The organism is Methylotenera versatilis 79 (assembly GCF_000384375.1).
Classification (GTDB): domain Bacteria; phylum Pseudomonadota; class Gammaproteobacteria; order Burkholderiales; family Methylophilaceae; genus Methylotenera_A; species Methylotenera_A versatilis_B.
The window spans coordinates 876222-898121 of the sequence record NZ_ARVX01000001.1 but is presented as its reverse complement, the minus strand read 5'-3'; the positions used below and the strand labels follow the sequence as shown (position 1 = coordinate 898121).

The 21900-nt window shown below is 44.5% G+C and carries 22 protein-coding genes and 1 tRNA gene; 12 read left to right on the top strand and 11 right to left on the bottom strand.

All coding sequences use genetic code 11. The features are described from left to right. Positions 1 to 65: 65 nt before the first annotated feature. Positions 66 to 317 (top strand): hypothetical protein, encoded by a 252-nt coding sequence (locus METVE_RS0104565; RefSeq protein ID WP_020167269.1) that lies wholly within the window; start codon positions 66 to 68, stop codon positions 315 to 317. A gap of 19 nt (positions 318 to 336) precedes the next feature. Here the strand turns inward: METVE_RS0104565 and hemL are convergent, their stop codons facing one another. The 5 genes from hemL to METVE_RS0104540 all read right to left on the bottom strand — a co-directional run bounded on the left by hemL (position 337) and on the right by METVE_RS0104540 (position 5487). After that, positions 337 to 1620: a glutamate-1-semialdehyde 2,1-aminomutase gene (hemL, locus tag METVE_RS0104560; protein ID WP_020167268.1), complete on the bottom strand. Its 1284-nt coding sequence runs from the start codon at positions 1618 to 1620 to the stop codon at positions 337 to 339. Between the two features lie 2 nt (positions 1621 to 1622). After that, positions 1623 to 2258, bottom strand: a complete 636-nt coding sequence (gene thiE, locus METVE_RS0104555) for a thiamine phosphate synthase (RefSeq protein WP_020167267.1) — start codon at positions 2256 to 2258, stop codon at positions 1623 to 1625. Further along, positions 2230 to 3096: a bifunctional hydroxymethylpyrimidine kinase/phosphomethylpyrimidine kinase gene (gene thiD / locus METVE_RS0104550; protein WP_020167266.1), complete on the bottom strand. Its 867-nt coding sequence runs from the start codon at positions 3094 to 3096 to the stop codon at positions 2230 to 2232. Before thiD ends, thiE begins: the two co-directional genes overlap by 29 nt. A 12-nt stretch (positions 3097 to 3108) precedes the next feature. Further along, positions 3109 to 3182 (bottom strand) — tRNA-Gly (locus METVE_RS0104545). Between the two features lie 73 nt (positions 3183 to 3255). Beyond that, positions 3256 to 5487, bottom strand: a complete 2232-nt coding sequence (locus METVE_RS0104540) for a primosomal protein N' (RefSeq protein ID WP_020167265.1) — start codon at positions 5485 to 5487, stop codon at positions 3256 to 3258. A gap of 149 nt (positions 5488 to 5636) precedes the next feature. On the opposite strand from METVE_RS0104540, the gene argS reads away from it, so the two are divergent. The 8 genes from argS (at position 5637) to METVE_RS0104500 (ending at position 13776) form a co-directional block, all read left to right on the top strand. After that, positions 5637 to 7295, top strand: a complete 1659-nt coding sequence (argS, locus tag METVE_RS0104535; RefSeq protein ID WP_020167264.1) for an arginine--tRNA ligase — start codon at positions 5637 to 5639, stop codon at positions 7293 to 7295. 87 nt (positions 7296 to 7382) lie between these two features. Beyond that, positions 7383 to 8003: an SPOR domain-containing protein gene (locus METVE_RS0104530; protein ID WP_020167263.1), complete on the top strand. Its 621-nt coding sequence runs from the start codon at positions 7383 to 7385 to the stop codon at positions 8001 to 8003. 162 nt (positions 8004 to 8165) lie between these two features. Then, positions 8166 to 8822 carry a thiol:disulfide interchange protein DsbA/DsbL gene (locus METVE_RS0104525; protein WP_020167262.1) on the top strand — a complete coding sequence of 219 codons (657 nt, stop codon included), beginning with the start codon at positions 8166 to 8168 and terminating at the stop codon, positions 8820 to 8822. 154 nt (positions 8823 to 8976) lie between these two features. Then, on the top strand, positions 8977 to 9828 hold the full coding sequence (locus METVE_RS0104520) for an SDR family oxidoreductase (protein ID WP_020167261.1): 852 nt from the start codon (positions 8977 to 8979) through the stop codon (positions 9826 to 9828). Between the two features lie 174 nt (positions 9829 to 10002). Continuing rightward, positions 10003 to 10620: a paraquat-inducible protein A gene (locus METVE_RS0104515; RefSeq protein ID WP_020167260.1), complete on the top strand. Its 618-nt coding sequence runs from the start codon at positions 10003 to 10005 to the stop codon at positions 10618 to 10620. Beyond that, entirely contained in the window at positions 10620 to 11414 is a 795-nt protein-coding gene (locus tag METVE_RS0104510; RefSeq protein ID WP_020167259.1) for a paraquat-inducible protein A, read from the top strand. The genes METVE_RS0104515 and METVE_RS0104510 overlap by 1 nt, the downstream gene beginning before the upstream one ends. Continuing rightward, the gene (locus METVE_RS0104505; protein WP_020167258.1) at positions 11411 to 13060 is read left to right on the top strand and encodes a PqiB family protein; all 1650 of its coding nucleotides are present in this window, start codon (positions 11411 to 11413) and stop codon (positions 13058 to 13060) included. Before METVE_RS0104510 ends, METVE_RS0104505 begins: the two co-directional genes overlap by 4 nt. A 74-nt stretch (positions 13061 to 13134) precedes the next feature. Beyond that, positions 13135 to 13776: a PqiC family protein gene (locus METVE_RS0104500; RefSeq protein WP_020167257.1), complete on the top strand. Its 642-nt coding sequence runs from the start codon at positions 13135 to 13137 to the stop codon at positions 13774 to 13776. Positions 13777 to 13887: 111 nt separating this feature from the next. Here the strand turns inward: METVE_RS0104500 and ettA are convergent, their stop codons facing one another. Further along, complete coding sequence (ettA, locus tag METVE_RS0104495; protein ID WP_020167256.1) at positions 13888 to 15552, bottom strand: energy-dependent translational throttle protein EttA; 1665 nt, start codon at positions 15550 to 15552, stop codon at positions 13888 to 13890. A gap of 117 nt (positions 15553 to 15669) precedes the next feature. Between ettA and METVE_RS0104490 the strand changes: the two genes are divergently transcribed. From METVE_RS0104490 to METVE_RS0104480, 3 genes are all read left to right on the top strand, one after another. Then, positions 15670 to 16215: a YaeQ family protein gene (locus tag METVE_RS0104490; protein ID WP_020167255.1), complete on the top strand. Its 546-nt coding sequence runs from the start codon at positions 15670 to 15672 to the stop codon at positions 16213 to 16215. 117 nt (positions 16216 to 16332) lie between these two features. Next, on the top strand, positions 16333 to 16572 hold the full coding sequence (locus METVE_RS0104485; protein WP_020167254.1) for a DUF2171 domain-containing protein: 240 nt from the start codon (positions 16333 to 16335) through the stop codon (positions 16570 to 16572). Between the two features lie 253 nt (positions 16573 to 16825). After that, the gene (locus METVE_RS0104480) at positions 16826 to 17482 is read left to right on the top strand and encodes a cytochrome b/b6 domain-containing protein (protein ID WP_020167253.1); all 657 of its coding nucleotides are present in this window, start codon (positions 16826 to 16828) and stop codon (positions 17480 to 17482) included. Between the two features lie 93 nt (positions 17483 to 17575). Here METVE_RS0104480 and ccmI read toward each other — a convergent pair whose 3' ends face one another. The 5 genes from ccmI to ccmE are packed head-to-tail and all read right to left on the bottom strand — an operon-like array spanning position 17576 to position 21885. Next, entirely contained in the window at positions 17576 to 18415 is an 840-nt protein-coding gene (gene ccmI / locus METVE_RS0104475; protein ID WP_232415387.1) for a c-type cytochrome biogenesis protein CcmI, read from the bottom strand. Further along, on the bottom strand, positions 18415 to 18888 hold the full coding sequence (locus METVE_RS0104470) for a cytochrome c-type biogenesis protein (protein WP_020167251.1): 474 nt from the start codon (positions 18886 to 18888) through the stop codon (positions 18415 to 18417). Before METVE_RS0104470 ends, ccmI begins: the two co-directional genes overlap by 1 nt. Further along, positions 18885 to 19421, bottom strand: coding sequence for a DsbE family thiol:disulfide interchange protein (locus METVE_RS0104465; RefSeq protein WP_020167250.1), 537 nt, complete (start codon positions 19419 to 19421; stop codon positions 18885 to 18887). Before METVE_RS0104465 ends, METVE_RS0104470 begins: the two co-directional genes overlap by 4 nt. Continuing rightward, positions 19418 to 21391 carry a heme lyase CcmF/NrfE family subunit gene (locus METVE_RS0104460; protein WP_020184189.1) on the bottom strand — a complete coding sequence of 658 codons (1974 nt, stop codon included), beginning with the start codon at positions 21389 to 21391 and terminating at the stop codon, positions 19418 to 19420. Before METVE_RS0104460 ends, METVE_RS0104465 begins: the two co-directional genes overlap by 4 nt. Beyond that, the gene (gene ccmE, locus METVE_RS0104455) at positions 21388 to 21885 is read right to left on the bottom strand and encodes a cytochrome c maturation protein CcmE (protein WP_020167248.1); all 498 of its coding nucleotides are present in this window, start codon (positions 21883 to 21885) and stop codon (positions 21388 to 21390) included. Before ccmE ends, METVE_RS0104460 begins: the two co-directional genes overlap by 4 nt. Between the last annotated feature and the right edge of the window lie 15 nt (positions 21886 to 21900).

Here is a 21900-nt window from a genome sequence, read left to right as displayed (position 1 = left end):
TGAGAATGATTATCATTTGTAACCAGTGCATTGTTTCTCTAATATAAACTGAAAAGGAACTTAAGATGAAAGAAGCTTTTTGCGAAAAACTTATATTAGCGGATAGCCTAGGCGTTCGCTTAACTTATTGCCAAGACTGCAATGTGGTGGAGCTAGAAATCGGCGCGATTTCTTTGCGCCTGAATCCAGATGTGATTCAGCGCGTTGCTAATCTCATGATGAAAGCAAGTTTACAGCTAGACCATATTGAAGCGGTTAATCGCACTATGAACTCAAGCGAAGCAGGACAAAGCTCCAGATTGCAAATGACGCATTAAAAATGCGTTAATCTAAACCCTACAAAGCTGCGAAAGCTTTTTTTGCGGCTTCAATCGTGTAGGCAATATCTGCATCAGAATGTGCGGCAGAAACAAAACCTGCCTCAAAAGCAGACGGCCCCAAATAAATACCGCTATCCAGCATGCTGTGGAAAAAACGATTGAAATGGTCTTTATTGTTATCTTGCATGATTTCAGCATAGCTGGTCGGGCAATTCTCACTGAAATACAAGCCAAACATGCCGCCGACATTTTGCGCATTAAACGTAACGTTAGCTTGTTTGGCAGCTTGTTTTAATCCATCCATTAAACGCTTGGTTTGAGCCGTTAATTTAGTGTGAAAATCTGGCGCTTGAATCAAGTTAAGTGTCGCCAAACCGGCACTTACCGCCACAGGATTACCAGACAAAGTACCTGCTTGATACACCTTACCCAGCGGCGCCAATACACTCATAATATCTTTACGTCCTCCAAATGCGCCAACTGGCAATCCGCCGCCAATCACTTTGCCTAATGTGGTCATATCTGGCGTGATATTATACAAAGTCTGCGCGCCACCCAAATGCACCCTAAATCCAGTCATCACTTCATCAAAAATAAGAATTGCGCCGTGTTTGGTACATAACGCACGTAAGGTCTGCAAAAACTCCATTTTTGGCACGATCAAGTTCATATTGCCAACTACTGGCTCAATAATCACACAGGCGATCTCATCGCCGCGCTTGTCGAATAAATCTTGCAATTGCTGCGTGTTGTTGTATTCCAGGGTTAAAGTGTGAGCGGCTACACTTGCTGGCACACCGCCAGAATCTGGCTCACCAAACGTTAACAAGCCAGAACCTGCTTTTACCAGCAAGCCATCTGAATGACCATGATAACAACCTTCAAATTTCACAATCGTATCGCGGCCTGTAAACCCCCGCGCCACACGGATTGCGCTCATCGTCGCTTCTGTGCCACTACTATTTAAACGCACTTGTTCCATACTTGGCACGAGCTTGTTAATCAGCACCGCCATTTCCAGCTCAAGGCCTGTTGGCGCCCCAAACGAAAGACTATTAGCCGCAGCAGCTTGTACAGCAGCAATCACTTCTGGATGTGCATGACCGACAATCATCGGGCCCCAGGAATTGATGTAATCAATGTATTCTTTACCGTCGACATCCCACAATTTGGAACCCAAACCTTTTTTAAAGAATACTGGAGTGCCACCTACTGAGCGAAAGGCACGCACTGGCGAATTAACACCGCCTGGAATTAATTGTTGGGATTGTTCAAATAACGATTGATTAAGTGATGTCATGTTTAATGCTTAAATAATTGGGAAAATTGTTGAGAGGATAATTTTACGTCATCTGCAGTAAAAATTGCCTGAATAACGGCAATTGCATCTGCACCTGCCTTCAAGACTTGCGACGCATTTTGCAAGTTAATGCCGCCAATGGCGACACTTGGAATAGTTAACTCATCATGCGCCCGATTAAACAGACTTAAATCCGCTACAGGCGCATTTGGCTTTGTATTAGAAGCAAAACAAGCGCCAAAAGCCACATAATCAGCGCCTTGATTTTGTGCAGTTAAAGCCAAATCGAAACGGTTATAACAAGAAGCGCCTAATATTTTACCCTTGCCTATTCTGGCTTTAACTTCTGCTAAATCACCATCATCTGCGCCTAAATGCACGCCATCTGCATCTAAAGCTAAACATAACTTAACCGAATCATTAATAATCAGCGGCACATTATATTGCCTACACAAAGGCAGAACAGCCTGCGCCTGTTGAGTTTGCAGCTTATGATTAGCTTGCTTATTGCGATATTGCAGAATATTGATGCCGCCTTGTAGCGCGGCTTCTACTTTTTTGACCAATAAATCGGTATCGTCAATATCGGGCGTAATGGCATAAAGCCCATTAATGCTGAATGAAAGGGATTTTTTCATCTGAATCTGTATCATCGTCTCGCGCCCAAAAGAAGCGGTCGGGAATAAATTGCCCCATGCCTGGACGAAATGCATTTTTAAGTGTTTGCCAAGTGTATTCTTGCGCCTCTTGAATCGCTTCTTCCATACTCAAGCCATGCGCCAAACAAGCCGCAATTGCGCTGGTTAATGTGCAACCAGAACCATGATAACTGCCTGCAAGCCGTTCCCAGTGATAAGCTTTGAGCAAGCCACTTGCGCCAGATGATGTTGAGCCGTAAAGCGAATTGACCACATCTGTGCTGCGTTCGTGCGTGCCAGTAATTAACACATATTCCGTGCCCATATCCAGCAAACGTTGCGCAGCCTCTTCTAATGAAGTGTTTTGGATTTCATCACCTTCATCGAAAAACGCTAAACGGCGCGCTTCCAAACTATTTGGCGTAATCAATGTGGCTTGCGGAAACAATAACTCGCTCATCGCTGCCTGCATCTCTTCATTAGCCAACTCATCACCACGGCCAGAAGTCAAAATAGGGTCAATCAGCAGCGGCACATCTGGATAATCAGCCATAATTTCTGCAATTACCGCAATATTTTCTACGCTACCGAGCAGGCCCAATTTAAACGCAGAAACCTGCACGTCCTCTAAAATCGTACGCGCTTGCTCATTAATCCAATCAGAATCCAGCGCCATTACGCTTTCCACGCCCACAGTATCTTGCACAGTAATACCGGTAACAACAGATAGTGGATGGCAGCCAATACTAGCTAAAGCTAAAATATCGGCTTGCAAACCTGCGCCGCCGCTCGGGTCTGTAGCGGCAAATGTTAAAACGGTTGGTGGAGTTGGTGTCATTACATTCTCTCTTGGAGCGGCTGGCGGGAATCGAACCCGTGTATCAAGCTTGGGAAGCTAGCGTTCTACCATTGAACTACAGCCGCAAAATAATCATTTTAGCTAAAACGTTATTTTACTGCCTTTTTGCTTTAGATGCAGACTGAGCGATAAAACAGACTAAAACTCCAACGGGTCAATATCCAAACTCCAGCGGATTTTTGCAGCCAATGGCAACGCGCTAATTTGCGGCATCCACATTTTGAGCAAGCGCTGCAAAGCAACGCGACTATTCGCCTGCAATAATAATTGCGCGCGCTCCATGCCTTTTAGACGTTCCATTTGTGGACGAATCGGATCGTAAATCATGACGTCGTTTTTTAACAACTGCGCAGCATTAATAGCTTTGTTGAGGAATTGCTGTACTTGCGCGTAATCATTGGCTTCTGCTCGTAATAATGCAAAAAAACTAATCGGTGGAAACTGCATTATTTGCCGCTCTTGCAAACACTCATTAGCGTAGCTGACGTAATCTTGTGCACGTAAGGCATTAAAAAGTGCATGTTGTGGAAAAGCCGTTTGTATCAATACTTCACCTGCTTTTTCAGCGCGACCTGCACGCCCGGCAACTTGCATCAGCTGCGCAAATAGTCGCTCACCTGCGCGGAAATCCGGGCTATACAGTGCGCTATCTGTGTCGATTACCCCAACTAAAGTCAGGTTTGGAAAATCATGTCCTTTAGCAAGCATTTGTGTACCCACCAAAATATCGATTTCTTGATTGTGTACTTGGGTTAACAAATCTGTCAGCGCATTTTTGTTGCGCATGCTGTCACGGTCAACACGCGCTATTCTGGCTGTTGGCAGCAAAGTTTGCAGCGTTTGCTCCAATCGTTGCGTGGCTTGCCCAATTGGACGCATATCTGCATTACCGCAACTTGGGCATTGCAATGGAATTTTTTGTTCATGTCCGCAGTGATGGCATTTCAATCTTTTTTGGCTTAAATGCACCACCAACCTTGCCGAGCAGCGCGTACAAGGCGCAACCCATTGACAGGCATTGCAGTGTAAAACGGGTGCATAGCCACGCCGATTAATAAATAATAAGCTTTGCTCGCCTTTGTCTAAACGTTCGCGCAAAGCCTTAATAAGCAGAGGCGACAAGCCATTTTCAGTAGGTGATTTTGCAATATCGATACAAAAAATATTCGGCAAAACAGCATTTTCCACCGCACGCTGCGTAAGACTGAGCAAACCATATTGCTGCTTTTGCGCGCTTTTATGCGTTTCGGCAGGCGCACTTGTTGCATTGAACCAAGTTTCCAAAGAGGGCGTAGCACTGCCTAAAATAATGGGAACATTTAGCTGTTTAGCGCGCACCATTGCAATATCACGCGCATGGTAACGCATGCCATCTTGCTGCTTATATGAGCCATCATGTTCTTCATCCATCACAATCATTTTTAAATGGGGCATTGGTGTAAACACACTTAACCGCGTGCCAATCACAATTTTTGCTGTGCCAGAACTGGCGGCGAGCCAATTTTGTAAGCGCTCACTTTCGCTCAAATTACTATGCAGCGTGACTAATGGAAATTGACTTAAGCGACTTCTGAAGCGCGCTTCTAATTGTGGCGTCAGGTTGATTTCTGGCACCAAGACCAAAACCTGCGCACCATTTCCTTGTGCATTTCTCTGGTTAAGTATTTGCTGCAGCACTTGAATATAGACTTCAGTTTTTCCGCTGCCAGTGATGCCAAATAATAGCCAAGGCTTAAAATTGTGAGTGAGTGCTAACACACAATTTATGGCGTTTTCTTGCTCAACATTCAATTGCGGCTCAACAGCAGACGTTGGCATCGAGGCTTTAATCGCCAGCACTTCTTGTGCGCTAACTACATTTAACTGCTCAAGCTCAGTAATTGCTTTGCGCCAGCCAGTCGATACTAAACTCAACTCTGCCTCAGTAACACTTTGCTGACTTCGCAAAAGCGTAATAATCCGATGCATCAATACTTTGCGCGCTGGAATTTGGCTTGTATCTGCCTGGTCAATCAAACGATACGCAAATTGTTTGCGGGAAACCGCTGGCTTGATTTGACGCAAACGTAATGGCAGCGCCGACATTAAAGCCTGCCCCAGCGGGTAATGATAATAATTGGCACAAAACTGCAGCAATTTAAAAGTCTGGCCATCAAATACCACATCATCAAATATATGGCTGACTGATTTTAATTTTTCTATTGGATAGTCAGACGTTTGCGCAATACCCACCACCACGCCAACCAAATTGCGACCTGCGAAAGACACCACAACCCGACTACCAACACGCGCAACAAAATTGCCGCTTAAATAATCAAAAGTTCGATTTAGCGGCACATCTAACGCAATATTTAAAACAATGGGCGACATATTGATGGGTTATTGAGCCGAGCTTTAAGACTAGCTTAGATTAAAAGTCCTGCTTGGGTTAAAATATACCTTTTGTATTATTTGTAGCGACTTGTTTTCGGGTTTCATGACGATTATCCCGAAAGCTTAACATACTTGAAAGCGTATTCTTGAAAGCCCATTTAACCCATTTACTCACCAGCGCTGCCAGCGAAATAGGCGCAGATATTGCCGAAATCCAATTAGTGCTTGAGCGCCCGAAATCTGCGGAACATGGCGATTTTTCCAGTAACTTAGCGATGGTGTTAGCCAAATCTTTGCGTAAAAATCCGCGTGAATTAGCCACTAGTTTAATCAATGCATTGCCGCAAAGCGAGTTTATTGCAAAAACAGAAATCGCAGGTGCAGGTTTTATTAATTTCTTTTTAAACGCGCAATCGAAACAAAGCGTGATAAATGAGATTTTGTTGCAAGGTGAACAATTTGGGCGCAATGATTCTGGTAAAAGCGAAAAAGTACAGGTGGAGTTTGTATCTGCAAACCCAACGGGGCCTTTGCATGTTGGACATGGCCGTGGCGCAGCAGTCGGCGATTGTTTAGCGCGTTTGTTAGACGCGAACGGCTGGGATGTGACGCGCGAATTCTATTACAACGATGCTGGTGCGCAAATTGATAATCTTGTAATTTCAGTACTGGCGCGCGCTAAAGGTATTGCGGTAGATGACGCAAGTTTTCCTGAAAATGGCTATCGTGGTGATTACATTGTGGATATTGCCAATGCCTATTTGGCGAAAAAAACTGTTGTGGCGGATGATATGCAAGTCACTGCCAGCGGCGATTTAAATGATACTGAATCTGTGCGCGCGTTTGCGGTCGCTTATTTGCGGCATGAGCAAGATTTAGACTTAAAAGCCTTTCAAATCAAATTTAATGTATTTTCGCTAGAAAGCAATTTGTACGAGACAGGCAAAGTTGAAAAAACCGTTCAAGCATTAATCAAAAACGGTCATACATATGAACAAGATGGGGCGATGTGGTTAAAAACTACTGATTATGGCGATGATAAAGACCGTGTAATGCGCAAAACTGACGGTGGTTATACTTATTTTGTGCCAGATGTCGCTTATCACTTGGATAAATGGAATCGTGGCTTCGTGCGTGTGATTAATGAGCAAGGCGCAGATCATCACAGCACGATTACGCGTGTGCGCGCTGGTTTACAGGCACTGAATGTGGGCATTCCGGCAGCTTGGCCAGATTACGTTTTGCACCAAATGGTGACCGTGATGCGCGGTGGCGAGGAAGTGAAATTGTCAAAACGCGCTGGCAGTTATGTCACCTTGCGCGATTTAATCGATGAAGTGGGTTGCGATGCCACGCGCTATTTCTTGGCAGCGCGTCGTGCCGACTCACAATTAATCTTTGATATCGATTTAGCACGCGCGCAAACGAACGATAACCCTGTGTATTACATCCAATATGCGCATGCGCGTATTAATAGTGTGTTAACACAATGGAATGGTGAAGTTTCCAGCCTTAAACAAGTCGATTTAAGTCCACTTAACATGCCAAATGAAGCAAAATTAATGCAACGTTTGAGTGAATATCCTGAAGTAGTCAGCAATGCAGCGACTGAATTGGCGCCGCACACTATTGCGAATTACTTAAAAGAATGTGCAGCTGATTTGCACAGTTATTATAATGATACGAAATTTTTAGTAGACGATGTGCCAACTAAATTGGCGCGTATGGCGTTAATCGCCGCGACACAACAAGTGCTGAAAAATGGCTTAGGCTTGTTAGGCGTGAGCGCACCGAATAAAATGTAAGCAGCTGATTCAAATAGCAAGTCGAGCAAAACAGTCTTGCAAGAACTATATAATATTTAAGTAATAAGCCATATTTAAGGACGCAACATGAGCAAAGATTATAAACCCGCTGCGAAAAGAAACGGCACGAGTAGTAAAGGCAACCCGTTTTTTACCGGTTTGTTAGTTGGCATATTGTTAGGCGTTGGCTTGTCAGTTGGCTTGACCATGTACATTAAAGGCACGGATAGCCCTTTTAATGAAAAGAAAATATCTCAGCCGAATAAGGACACTTTAGCTGAAAAATTACCCAAACAAAAAATTGCTACCGATAACGCTTTACCGTCAGAAGAAAATCCGGATGATTCTGCTGCGAAAAAAACCGATAATCAATTCGATTTTTATACCATTCTGCCAGAGACTGAGAGTACCGTTACCGAAAAAGAAATAAAAGACCGCGCATTAACGGTTAAAAAAGACAATTATTTTCTGCAAGTTGGCGCGTTTCCAAATGAAGCAGATGCCGACAATATGAAAGCAAAATTAGCGCTGCAAGGCTTTGAAGCGGTTGTGCAAACGGCAACCATTCCAGAAAAAGGCGTTTGGCATCGCGTGCGCGTTGGGCCATTAAGTGATATTGATCAAATTAACAAGATTAGAGGCGATTTAACTACCGCTGGTTTTAATACTGATTTAATTAAAGTACATACTGAAACTAAACCGCAGTAATTTGTCCTACAATTTGTCATCTTTTTAGGTCGACCAATCGTTTAATTAATGCAAACCGTTGTTAACAATTGATTTGTTAGCTCGATCATTTGCGATGTTGAATGCATTTAGAGTAATCAAATTTTTAAAAATAACTATCTCAAAGTAAATTAGGAACCATCCATGAAAAAGTTTTTAAGTATATTAATGCTGTTGTTAAGTACATCTGTTTTAGCTGACCCAAAACCAGGTGCAGAATTTGATGCGGTTGCACAACAAATTACCACTGACGTACCTGCCAAAATTGAAGTGATGGAAGTTTTTTGGTATGGCTGCATTCATTGCTATCAAATGGAAGCGCCATTAAATGCCTGGGTAAAAAAATTACCAGCGGATGTTTATTTTAAACGTATGCCTGCGCTGCCACGTGCCGATTGGGCGCCGATGGCAAAAGCTTATTTTGCGATGGAAACATTAGGCATTCAAGAGAAATTACACGCGCAATTGTTTGATGCAGTGCATAAACAAAAAGTGTTGAACCCAACTGACGAAAAAGCAGCGATTGATTGGATCACTAAAGCCAGTGGTTTAGATAAAGTTAAAGTAGAACAAGCCTTTAAATCATTCACCATTAACACTAACTTAAATCGTGCCGCACAAGTTTTCCGTGCATCTGGTGCAACTGGTGTACCAAGTTTGGTGATCGATGGTAAATATATTACCTCTAGCACCATGAGTGGCGGCAACCCAGAAGCGCTAAAAGTGGCTGATTACATTATTGAAAATGTACGTAAAGAAAAAGCAACTCAAACTACAAAAGCACCTGCCGTAAAAAAATAGTTCAGAAATAACCAAGCTCAAAGTTTAACTAAGCGGCTATTAAAGCAATTAGTTAAAATTAGATTAAGGCTTATGTTATTACACCTGCTATATAAAACCAGCCCGCTGATGTTCACGCACAGCGGGTTCTTTATGCGCTAAACTTATTGCTAACATGCAAAAAATCTTTATTACGGGCGCATCCAGCGGCATTGGCCAAGCATTAGCGCATGAGTACGCAAAACGCTATCAACATGCTGGATGCATCATTGGATTAGCGGCTAGACGTAGTGAGCACTTACAAACTTTAGCTTCAGCATTACAAAATCAATACCATATTACCTGTACGATTTACACTTTAGATGTACGCGACAGTTTGGCGTGCAAATTAGCTGCAGATGATTTTATACAACAACACGGCGCACCCAATATTGTGATTGCCAATGCTGGTGTTAGCCGCGGCACGTTGACTGAACATCGAGAAGATATACCGGCTTTTCAAGCGGTGATGGACATTAACGTGATGGGCATGGTGCACACTTTTCAACCATTTATTCAAGCGATGATTGATGCTGCAAAACCTAATATCACAACCAATAGCAATGTAATACTTAACCCTCAAAACAGTGCAAAAACTGCGCAATTAGTTGGCATCGCCAGCGTCGCAGGTATTCGTGGCTTACCTGGCGCGGGCGCATACAGTGCAAGTAAGGCCGCTGCAATTAGCTATTTAGAAAGCTTGCGTGTAGAAATGGCGGTACATCATATCGCTGTTACCACCATCGCTCCAGGTTATATTCGCACGCCGATGACTGACGTTAACCAGTACAAAATGCCATTTTTAATGGATGTAGATATTGCTGCGAGCAAGTTTGTAAACGCTATTGAAGCCAAGCGCCGCTTTGTGGTCATTCCGTGGCAAATGGGTTTGGTTGCAAGATTCATGCGTTTAATACCACCATTTTTGTGGGATTGGGCAATGAAAAAAGCGCCGCATAAACCAAGAACTAATTGGGATTGGTTGTAAGATTTTTAAGTAGTTTTTAAAATATTTAGTCTAGCTGGATACTAGTCGAGCCAAGCGTGTAGGACTAGACCGATTGTAATTTTTTGGTTTTAGCGCGAACATTCGCCAATATAAATTTTCTAAATTATTGCTTTATAAATGAGTTTAATACCTTGCCCAATATACCCTTAATTTATGCATGAAATCACCTACCTGATTGCCTGTGAGCAGTGTGACGCGGTGTTTCAAAAACTGTCACTTGCTAATGGCGAAATTGCCCGTTGCACGCGCTGTGGTGCGGAAATGGATCGCAACGCACAAGGTCGGCGTAACCATCTTTTGCCATTAACAATCGCCAGCCTTATCATGTTTCTTATTGCCAATACTTTCCCAATCGTGGAAATGGAGCTGCAAGGCTTGCATAGCCAGACGACTTTGATTGGCGCGGTATTGTCGTTAACCACCGAAGGCATTTCACTGGTGGCGTTGCTGGTGTTAGCAACCACTATTTTGTTTCCGTTTATGCAGATGCTTATCTTGTTTTACCTGTTGGTACCTTCGCCTGATCCGCACAGCCGTCCTGGTTTTAGCCCGTTGATACGTCTTATGCAGACATTACGGCCTTGGGGAATGGTTGAGGTTTTCATGCTGGGCGTGTTGGTCGCGCTTATTAAGCTATCGAATATGGCGACAATCATTCCTGGCATTGCTTTGTGGGCATTCTGTTTGTTAACCGTCATGCTCACGGTCGTCGTGTCATTTAATCCGCGCTATCTGTGGCAGTTGGAAGATTCTGCGCAAGAAGCCGCTTAATGCAAGATTCTGAAACAAATATTGACGATATTGCCTTAAAAAATAAGGTTAAGTACACAACTCCACGTTACGATAGCGACGATTTTGATTTGGCAAACTTCGACACGGCCCGCAGTTTAGGTATATTGACTTGCCATCAATGCAGCAAACTGTGGAAAGGCGCGCAGCAAGGCGAGCATTGCCCACATTGCAACGCGACACTACATATTCGCAAGCCTGATAGCATCAACCGCACTTGGGCGCTGCTGATTGCCGCATGCATCTTGTATATTCCAGCGAATATGATGCCCGTGATGATTACCAGCACGTTCTTTGACACGCATCAAGATACGATTCTCAGTGGCATTATATTTTTCTGGATATCTGGTGAATGGGGACTGGCAGCTGTGGTATTTATCGCCAGCTTTCTGGTGCCGTTGCTTAAGCTAACATCTTTGTTTATATTACTAGTCACCGCACAAAAAAAGAGCGATTGGCGGCGTTTAGAGCGGGCAAAGTTATATCGCATGGTAGAGCTCATCGGCCGTTGGTCTATGCTGGATGTGTTTGTCGTATCGCTACTCGTTGGTTTGGTACAGATTCAAGGGTTTGCCCAGATAACAGCTGGCGTGGGCATTGTGGCTTTTGGCGCAGTGGTCGTGTTAACCATGCTTGCCTCGCTTAGCTTTGATCCACGTCTGATTTGGGATACTGCAAATTCTGCGACCACGAAGTCGCAAACACCAACGCCACTGATTACCAATAGCAATAACGACTCGCCTAATAACGACATGGCCAAAGAAAGTACAACATGAGTGAAGATGTTAAACAAGACACTTTAGGCAACTTACCTAAACCGAGCCGCGAACAACAGCGCAACTGGCTGCCATCGCTAGTGTGGTTAATACCGATTATTGCGGCAATAATCGGCATCGCGCTGGTGGTTAAAATATTAGTCGATCGCGGCCCAATCATCACCATCTCGTTCCGTACTGGCGAAGGTATAGAGGCGGGTAAGACCAAGGTGAAATATAAAGAAGTCGATATCGGCGAAGTGCAGACCATCACGCTCAGTAAAGACCGTTCGCAAGTATTAGTCACCGTGCAACTGTCTAAAAACGCTGAAAGTTTCACTGCGGTAGACACGCATTTTTGGGTTGTACGACCACGGTTAGGCGCATCAGGTATTTCAGGTTTAGGTACATTACTATCGGGCGCCTATATTGGCGCAGATGGCGGAACTTCAGAAGATAGGACCAAAGAATTTACTGGATTGGAAGTACAACCAACGGTAACGCGTGACGCTTCAGGCAAGCAATTCATTCTGCATGCAGATGATTTGGGCTCACTGGATATCGGTTCGCCGATATTTTACCGCCGCATCAAAGTAGGCCGCGTGTCTGCGTATGATTTGGATGCAGATGGCAAAGGTGTCAATTTGCGCATTTTTATTGACACGCCTTATGATAAGTTTGTCGGCGTCAACACACGCTTTTGGCATGCCAGCGGACTGGATATTCAAGTCAATTCCAGTGGTTTTAAAGTGAACACGCAGTCGCTCGCGACCGTTATTTTGGGTGGGCTGGCATTTCAATCGACTGATGATAAGCCTGGTGCGCTGTCCAAAGAAAACACCACTTTTCTACTGGCACAAAATCAAAATGATGCGTTTAAAGCGCCAGATGGCCGTTCAGAAACCGCTATTTTGCACTTTAATCAATCCATTCGTGGCTTAACACCAGGCGCGACAGTCGATTTTCGCGGCGTAGTATTGGGCGAGGTGAAATCGGTCGGCATTGAATACGATCCAAAACGCCGCGAATTCGATATGCCAGTGGTGATTGAAATCTATCCAGCAAGGTTAGGGCGTAAATATGCCAAGGATGAAGCGCAATCGCCTTATTCTCAACAGCAACGCATCCAGTTTATGGTCAGCCGTGGTTTGCGCGCGCAATTGCGCACCGGCAATTTGCTCACTGGTCAGCTTTATATCGCACTCGATTTCTTCCCTAAAGCGCCAAAAGTAATCCTGCAAAACAGTGAACAAATTGAACTGCCGACAATTCCGAATGGATTGGATGAGTTACAAACGCAGATTTCCACTATCGCCAACAAACTTAGCAAAGTACCGTTTGAGGAGATTGGTCATGATTTGCAGAAATCATTAGCGACCTTAAACAAAACCTTGAGCAGTGCAGAAAAACTAGCACAAACATTGAATCAAGATGTTGCGCCAGAAGTGACGGCGGCGATGAAAGACGTACGTAAAACGCTGGATAATGCAGATCGTACGTTGTCTAGTGCAAATCGCACCTTGTCTGAAGATGCGCCATTGCAGCAAGATTTGCGTCAAACGCTGCAAGAGTTATCGCGTGCAGCGGCATCGATTAAAGTGTTAACCGATTATCTGGAACAACACCCTGAATCGCTGATTCGCGGCAAAGCACCTGATAATCCATAAAAAAGAAACCATACGTAGAGTACGTTAATAATGGCTTTATACTGAAAAAGTGATATAAAAAATAGGAAAACCAGATGAATTTAACCAAATATACCGCGTTAATATTTGCGCTTGCAGCGATGTTAACTGCTTGCGTAACGCCTATCAATGCGACGCGTTTTTATACATTAGCCAATACTAATGCAGCAAAAAATCAAGCGGAAAACGTAACCGCAGTAACGCCGATTGCTATTGAAGTATTGCCAATTAATGTTCCAGAACGCCTAAAACGGCCACAGCTAGTCATTACCACTAATAACGCTTCACAATTGAAGATCTTGGAACAGGAACGCTGGTCATCATCATTCAATGATGAGCTGCAGGACGCATTTGTCAGCGGCATCAGCAGCCAGTTAAGTGCTATTGATATTTCACGTGGTGGTCGCACAGCAAACCAGCCCACTTACCGTATTGCCATTGTGTTACAGCAATTTAACGCCACACCGGGTGAGCAGGTACAAGCCAACTTCGGCTGGACTATCACGCGTCTAGATGCTGGCGCGCGTTCAGCTGAAAGGCGCGCGCTATCATGCCAAACCACTATTTCTAAAATGGTGAGTAACGATATGGACGCCGTGGTAAAAGGTGTGCAAGAAGCGGTCGCAGATGTGATACAGGCAATTTCTGCGAATGTCACTAGTCTTAATAGTGGCGAAGAGGCTAAATGCAATAGCTAGAATAATCAGTGTTACTTCCAATAAAAAAGGCTAACATTTCGTTAGCCTTTTTATTTAGTCACAACATTACCTTATGCGTTAAGTAATAATTTAAATACTTAACGCTTAAACCTAACGAGTAATCGGTTTATAGCGAATACGCTTAGGTTTAGCACCTTCTTCACCTAAACGTTTGCGTTTATCCGCTTCATATTCTTGATAATTTCCGTTAAAGAACGTCCATTGCGATTCACCTTCCGCCGCTAAGATATGCGTGGCGATACGGTCTAAGAACCAGCGATCATGTGAAATCACCAATACGCAACCGGCAAACTCTAGCAACGCATCTTCCAACGCACGCAAAGTTTCCACATCCAAGTCATTTGAAGGCTCATCTAGTAGCAATACATTGCCGCCAGAAATCAGCGTTTTAGCCAAATGCAAACGTCCGCGTTCGCCGCCAGATAATTGACCAACGATTTTCTGCTGATCGCCACCCTTAAAGTTGAAGCGTCCAATATAAGCGCGACTTGGTGTTTCATAACGGCCGACCGTTAAGATATCTGAGCCGTTGGCGATTTCTTCAAAAACGGTCTTGGTATTAGCTAAATCGTCGCGGCTTTGGTCTACATAAGCGAGCTTAACGGTTTGACCAATATTAACTTCACCGCTATCTGGCGTTTCTAAACCCATGATCATTTTGAATAATGTCGATTTACCCGCGCCGTTCGGGCCGATAATGCCGACAATCGCGCCAGCTGGTACACTAAAGCTCAAATTATCAATCAATAATCTGTCTTTAAACGCTTTAGTGACGTTGTTGAATTCAATTACTTGGTCACCTAAGCGCTCACCTGCAGGAATAAAAATCTCCTGAGTTTCATTGCGTTTTTGGTATTCCGCGCTGGCTAATTCTTCATAACGCGCGATACGCGATTTACTTTTGGCTTGGCGCGCTTTCGGGTTTTGGCGCACCCATTCCAATTCCGTGTTTAAGGCTTTGCGACGTGATGACTCTTGCGACTCTTCAAGTGCCAAACGTGCTTGTTTTTGGTCTAACCAACTAGAGTAATTTCCTTTCCAAGGGATACCATGCCCGCGATCAAGCTCTAAAATCCATTCAGCGGCATTATCAAGGAAGTATCTATCATGTGTTACCGCTACGACTGTGCCTGTAAATCTCACTAAAAACTGCTCTAACCATTCCACAGACTCTGCATCCAAATGGTTGGTTGGCTCGTCTAGCAACAACATATCGGGTTTGGATAATAGCAATTTGCACAGGGCCACACGGCGTTTTTCACCACCAGATAATGGACCGATTTTTGCATCCCAAGGCGGTAAACGCAGCGCGTCAGCGGCAATCTCTAACTGCGTACTTAAATCTGAACCGCTGGCGGCAATAATGTTTTCCCACTTGGCTTGTTCTTCAGCCAATTTGTCAAAATCCGCGTCTGGCTCTGCATAAGCAGCATACACGGCCTCTAGCATTGCCTGCGCCTGCATCACCTCACCCATGCCGCTTTCTACCTCTTCACGCACGGTTTTTTCAGCATCCAACTGCGGCTCTTGCGGCAAATAACCAATGGTCATATTCGGCTGCCATTGCACTTCGCCCTCAAATTCTTTATCCGCATTGGCCATAATGCGCAATACGGTCGATTTACCAGAGCCGTTTAAACCCAGCAGACCGATTTTTGCACCTGGGAAGAAAGATAAAGAAATATCTTTGATGATTTGCCGTTTTGGTGGCACGATTTTACTCACGCGGAGCATAGACATTACATATTGAGCCATAGCGATAACTTACTAATTTGAAAGAATGAAAGCTTAACAGAAAGCGGGCTTAACTGGTAAGCAGGGCAGGCTTGTATAGGTATAATGCACTCACTTAAATTAACTTGCTAAAACCATATGGCGCTTAAATCCACCATCTATAAAATTGACTTAAATATCGCAGATATGGACAGGCAATATTACGCGCAACATAGTTTAACGCTGGCCAAACATCCCTCAGAAACCGATGAGCGTGTGATGGTGCGGCTGATTGGTTTTGCGTTATATGCCACCGAAACGCTTATTTTCGGCAAAGGATTAAGCGATGACGAAGAACCTGATTTATGGCAAAAAGACCTAACTGGCGCGATTGAATTGTGGATGGATGTTGGTTTACCTACAGAAAAAGATATTCGCAAAGCAGCAGGGCGCTCCAAACAAGTCGTCGTCGTTCTATACGGCGGACGTATTGCCGATATGTGGTGGACACAAAATAGTAAAGCTGCATTAAAAATTAACAATTTAACGGTCATTAATCTGCCAGAAACCCAAGAATTAGCCAATATAGCTAATAGAAGCATGCAAATAAGTTTAACGATTCAAGATAGCCAAATATTGGTGAGTCATGATGGTGGCAGCTTTGATATTACGCCAGTTACTTTGAAAGAACTTAACACTTTTTAAAGCTTAATTTTTCACACTGTCTGACAGATTTTTAGGACATAGTCCGATAAATCCCACAAGGTGAATCTAGTTTAATAGCGTTTAGGATATGTTTCCTTAACAATATTGGAGAACAACATGATTAACGCTAACGAAATTAAACCAGAAATGCCTGTTGTCTGTTCGCAAGATGGTCAGTTTGCAACAGTTGACCATTTGGAAGGTTCAAACAGCATTAAATTGAACAAAGATGAAAGTGGTGAGCATCACTATATTCCTTTAGATTGGGTAGTTTCAACCGAAGACGGCAAAGTGAAAATTGATCGCTCTGGCGAAGAAGCGATGCAGCAATGGTCAACATCACCGCGGTCTAGTTAAGTAAGTTATTGGTCATAAACGTCATACAATCAGTTAGATAGCTGGTTGCATGATTGCTTTTAAATCAATTAGTCTTTGGTACTTCACACAAAAACGCTTCTTATTAAAAAGTTGATTCGTAGGAAGCACCTAACTGTTTCAATAGCAACAGTTGAGTTTGGAGTTACACCTATCTCTTTGTTTTTAAATGCTTAGTGGAATGGCGCGATTATTGCGTATTCCACTGAATCTATTTAGGCAATAAGAGGTATTCATGAAAAGTATTCACGTGTGGGATCTTCCACTTCGACTATTTCACTGGGCTTTAGTCGCCCTTGTGATTGCAGCTATAGTTAGCGCAAAACTAGGTGGGAATGCCTTGGATTGGCACGTTCGATTCGGTCTTGCAACATTAGCTCTGCTTATCTTTCGCTTACTTTGGGGATTTATCGGTGGAACCCATGCTAAATTCTCAAACTTTATTCGCGGACCTAAAACGATATGGGCGTACCTTAAGGGATTAGCTGACAAGCCTTTAGGCCACAACCCAATGGGGGCGCTTTCGGTCATCGCGATATTGCTAGTTTTATTCACGCAGGCAATTACTGGTTTATTCTCGAACGACGACATCCTGACTGAAGGGCCGTTATATGCACTCATCAGTAAAGACACCAGTGATTACCTGACACATCTTCATACGCTTAACCAATACCTTATGTACGGCTTACTGGCATTGCATGTAGGTGCTATTTTGTACTATCGACTGTTCAAAAAGGAAAACTTGGTACGCCCTATGCTGACAGGCCGTAAACAAGTTCATCCATCTATTGCAGAAATCTATAACGGGAGCGTAGGTAGTTTGCGCTCCGCAGTGGTTGTCATCTCTGCTAGTTCAGTTTTAGTGTGGTTTATTGCAACCTATTGGAAGTAAAAGATTACTCAACTAGTAAAAAAAAGCATGTAAAAAGGGCATAAGAATCAACGTTCTCATGCCCTTTGTATTTACAGAAATACAATTGGATGATTAGTTAGTGACAAGCGCTTTAGCTTCAGCGAGTGATTTTTCTACTGACAACGCAATCTCAGAACCTACTGGCAGATCAGGCTGTAGTCTTTCCCATAGCTCAATCGCAGTTTTGTAATCTTGATGCTTAAAGGCAATAGAAGCACCTAACATCAATGCATTGGGCAGATGCGGATCAATTTTTAATGCCCTGAAAACAAGCGTTTCCGGCTTACCATCGACCTTGCGGTCATTCGCCATTGCCAGTACCACAGCATAGTCTGTTAATAACTCTGCATCATCTGGCGCCAGCTTTTCCGCCTTGTCAAAAGCAAATATCGCTTCATCATAACGATGCAACTTGCCATACGCCCGCCCCAGTAGCGCCCATCCAGCTGCGTCATTCGGGTCTTTATCGAGTTTTTCACGCAACGATTTCAGAATAGGCTCAATTTGAGCCGCATCTCTATCAACACTCTTCGTTTGCTGAGCCAACAGCTCGTTAATAGCCGTTGGATGGCCAATTTTTTGATAAATCAGTACAGAAAAAACAGGCAAGGCAATTAATAACAACACAGCGAGGCATTTATCTGCAGTGAATGTAAGTGTCTTTGCAACATCGCCCCCAGCCTCATCCAATAGGCGATGTTGCAGCTCGCTGTTCGCAAGTTCATATTGTTGCGCAGCCAACACGCCGCTGGCTCGATCTTGTTCGAGCTCTGCGAATTGTTGGCGGTATAAAGCCAATTTCTCACTTTGTGCATCTGTTGCTATTTCACGTGCTGGCTTTAACAAAGGCGGCAATAAAATGGCCAGGCTGGCAATCATTAATAGCGCTGCGGCACCCCAAAAAATTAGCATCATGATTCCTTGTTTATAAGATCTGAATTTAATAGCTCGGTCACTTTGCGTGACTCATCAATATTTAGCGGTGTAGCAATAATTTGTTTCTGGCGGCTACGCAATATTAAGCCCAAGCCAATGACTCCAGCGACCAGCAACAAAAATGGGCCTATCCATAGCAACACAGTTGTTGCTTTAACTGGCGGGCGATACAGCACAAAATCGCCATAACGCGCGACTAGGTAATCTATAATTTCCTGATCACTTTTACCCTGCGCTGCCATTTCCCGAATTTCCACACGCAAATCTTCTGCAAGCGGCGCGTCAGAATCGGCCAAAGTTTGATTCTGGCAAACAAGGCAACGCAATTCTGTAGATAAACGATGTACCTGAACTTCAAGCTGTGGATCGACTGCCAAGGGGTTTGCTTCTTCAGCTAACAACGGTGTGGTCAGCAATATCAACACGATGAATGATAGAAAATGCCTCATTCCGCCTGCAGCCTTTTGACCAGTGGCAAAATTTTTTCCGTCAGCAGTTTGGATGTAATAGCGCCAGTCTGCTTGTAACGAATAATGCCTTTTTTATCAATTAGATAGGTTTCAGGCACGCCATACACACCATAGTCGATACCTACGCGTCCAGTTTCATCCATTACAGATAAAGTATAAGGATCACCGCCCCCGTTTTTTAACCATTTTTGTGCAGCATCTTGCGTATCCTTGTAATTGATTCCATACAAAGGCACTGCTCTTGTTTTCGCCAGCTCAAGCAATAGCGGATGCTCTTCGCGGCAAGCGGCGCACCACGATGCCCATACATTGAATAACCACACCTGATCTAACATCTCTTTAGGGGAGAACGATTGCTGCGCATCATCCAGCCGTGGTAAAGAGAATTGTGGTGCAGGTTTACCCACTAGCGGCGAAGGCACATCGCTGGGATCATGCTGTAAACCCACTGCCAAAAAGCCCACTAATACGACAAATAATATCAGCGGCCCCAGAATCAACAGGCGCTTCATGCAGTCACGCCTTTTGGCACAAGCTTACTAGCTGCTTTATGTTTGCTAGCACGATAGCGACGGTCACTTAATGCCAGTAAACCACCAAGCGCCATCAACGCGCAACCGCCCCAAATCCAATCCACCATAGGTTTGTAATAAATGCGTACACTCCAAGTACCATCCTGCAACTTTTCACCCAGCGATGCGTACACATCGCCTGTGATACTGGCCGCAATTCCCGCTTCGGACATCGGCATATTCTGCACGATGTAGATTCGTTTGGAAGGCTTTAGCGTTGCGATTGCTTTGCCGTTTTTAGTGACCTTGATCGCGCCCTGAGCGGCTATATAATTGGGTCCTTCAATGTTTTGCACGCCTTCAAAAGTAAACGCAAAACCTGACAGATGGGCAACATCGCCGATTTTCATACGCACCGCTGTTTCGGTTTCAAAACCCTTAACGATAGTGACACCCAAAATAAAGATGCCGATGCCAAGATGCGCAAACCACATACCCCACCACGCTAGCGGTACACTGCGAATACGCGTTAGCACTGACTGATGATTTGCCGTCAAGCGTTCGCGCAAGGTTTGCAATGAAACGAGCAATACCCAAGCCGCCAAAAATAAACCCAGACCTATCATAGGCGCCCAGTGCCCAAGCCATAAAGGCAATAAAGCTGCTGTTGCCAGGCTGATGAAGAATGCCCAGCGCAAACGTAAAGCCAGTTCTGGCAATTCAGCTTTTTTCCAGCGCGCTATTGGCCCGACTCCCATCAAAAAAACCGCTGGTGCCATTAACGGTGCAAACACACTGTCAAAATAAGGTGGGCCTACAGAAATCTTGCCTAAGCCAAGTGTATCCAAAAAAAGTGGATACAGCGTGCCTAATAATACTGAACCAGCTGCCACTACGAGCAACACGTTGTTCCCGAGTAAAAAGCTCTCGCGGGATAGCAGATCAAACGCGCCGCCTTTGCCCACGCTGCTTGCGCGCCAGGCAAACAAGGCCAGTGAGCCACCGATGACAATGACGAGAAAGGCCAATATAAACAAGCCGCGCTCCGGATCGGTAGCAAATGCATGTACTGAAGTCAGCACACCTGAGCGCACGAGAAACGTCCCTAACAAACTCAGTGAAAAAGCACTTATCGCCAGCAATACCGTCCATGCTTTAAAGCTGCCGCGTTTTTCGGTGACGGCCAATGAATGAATGAGTGCTGTGCCGACCAGCCAAGGCATGAAAGACGCGTTTTCAACCGCATCCCAGAACCACCAACCACCCCAGCCAAGCTCATAGTAAGCCCAGTTACTGCCGGCCATAATGCCGATAGTCAGGAAAACCCATGCCATAGTCGTCCAAGGACGTGACCAGCGCGCCCATGCTGCGTCCAGCTCTCCCCCCAATAATGCCGCAATAGCAAAAGCAAACGCCACGGAAAAGCCCACATAGCCCATGTAAAGCATAGGAGGATGAAACACCATGCCAGGATCTTGTAACAAAGGGTTCAGGTCGCGACCATCAATCGCTGCCGGTATTAAACGCTCAAAAGGATTGGATATCGTCAGTAGGAACAGTAAGAAGCCGACACTGATTAGACCCATCACACCCAGAATTCTGGCACGTGTGATTGGTGGCAAATGCTTGGAAAAGAAGGTGACGGCGACTGTCCATACATTCAAAATAAATGCCCAAAGCAATAATGAGCCCTCATGCCCACCCCACAATGCTGCCACACGGTATTGCAAAGGCAGTTTTGAGTTGGAATTGGATGCCACGTAAAGAACAGAATAATCCTTAACGGCAAAAGTGTAGGCGAGTGATACAAAAGCAACTGCCACCAATAAAAATTGGGTGCGTGCTGCGGGTTTTGCTAACGCCATCCAGGCGACATTGCCTTTAGCTGCTCCCCAAATAGGAAAAACGCCTTGTAACACAGCCACCAGAAGTGCCAGAATCAATGCAAAATGACCTATTTCCGGAATCACGACTTATCCTTTTTTTCTATGATTTGTTCTGTGTCTTTTCTTGTATTGAATGAGCTATTTGCTGACCCAGCTTCTTGCGCGCGTTTCAATGCCTCAGCGGCTTCAGGTGGCATATAGTTCTCATCATGTTTTGCCAGCACTTCGCTGGCTGTGAATTGACCTGCGGCATCTAGCTTGCCTTGCGCGACGACGCCTTTTCCTTCTTTAAACAAATCCGGCAAAATGCCTTGATAGCGCACGGCAGTACGTTTCGCTAAATCCGTCACCGCAAAATGTACGGTCAAGCCATCTTGGTCATGCTGCACACTACCTTGCTCTACCAAACCACCTATTCGAAAGCTAGTGTTTTTTGGCACTTCGCCATTGGCGACCTGAGTTGGCGTGTAGAAAAACACCATATTGCTACGAAAAGCATTGAGGATGAGGGCTGCGGCTAAGGCGACGATAAGCAAACCCCCGCTTATCCAGGCTAATCGTTTATGTCTTGCTTTCATTGATATCTTTCATTT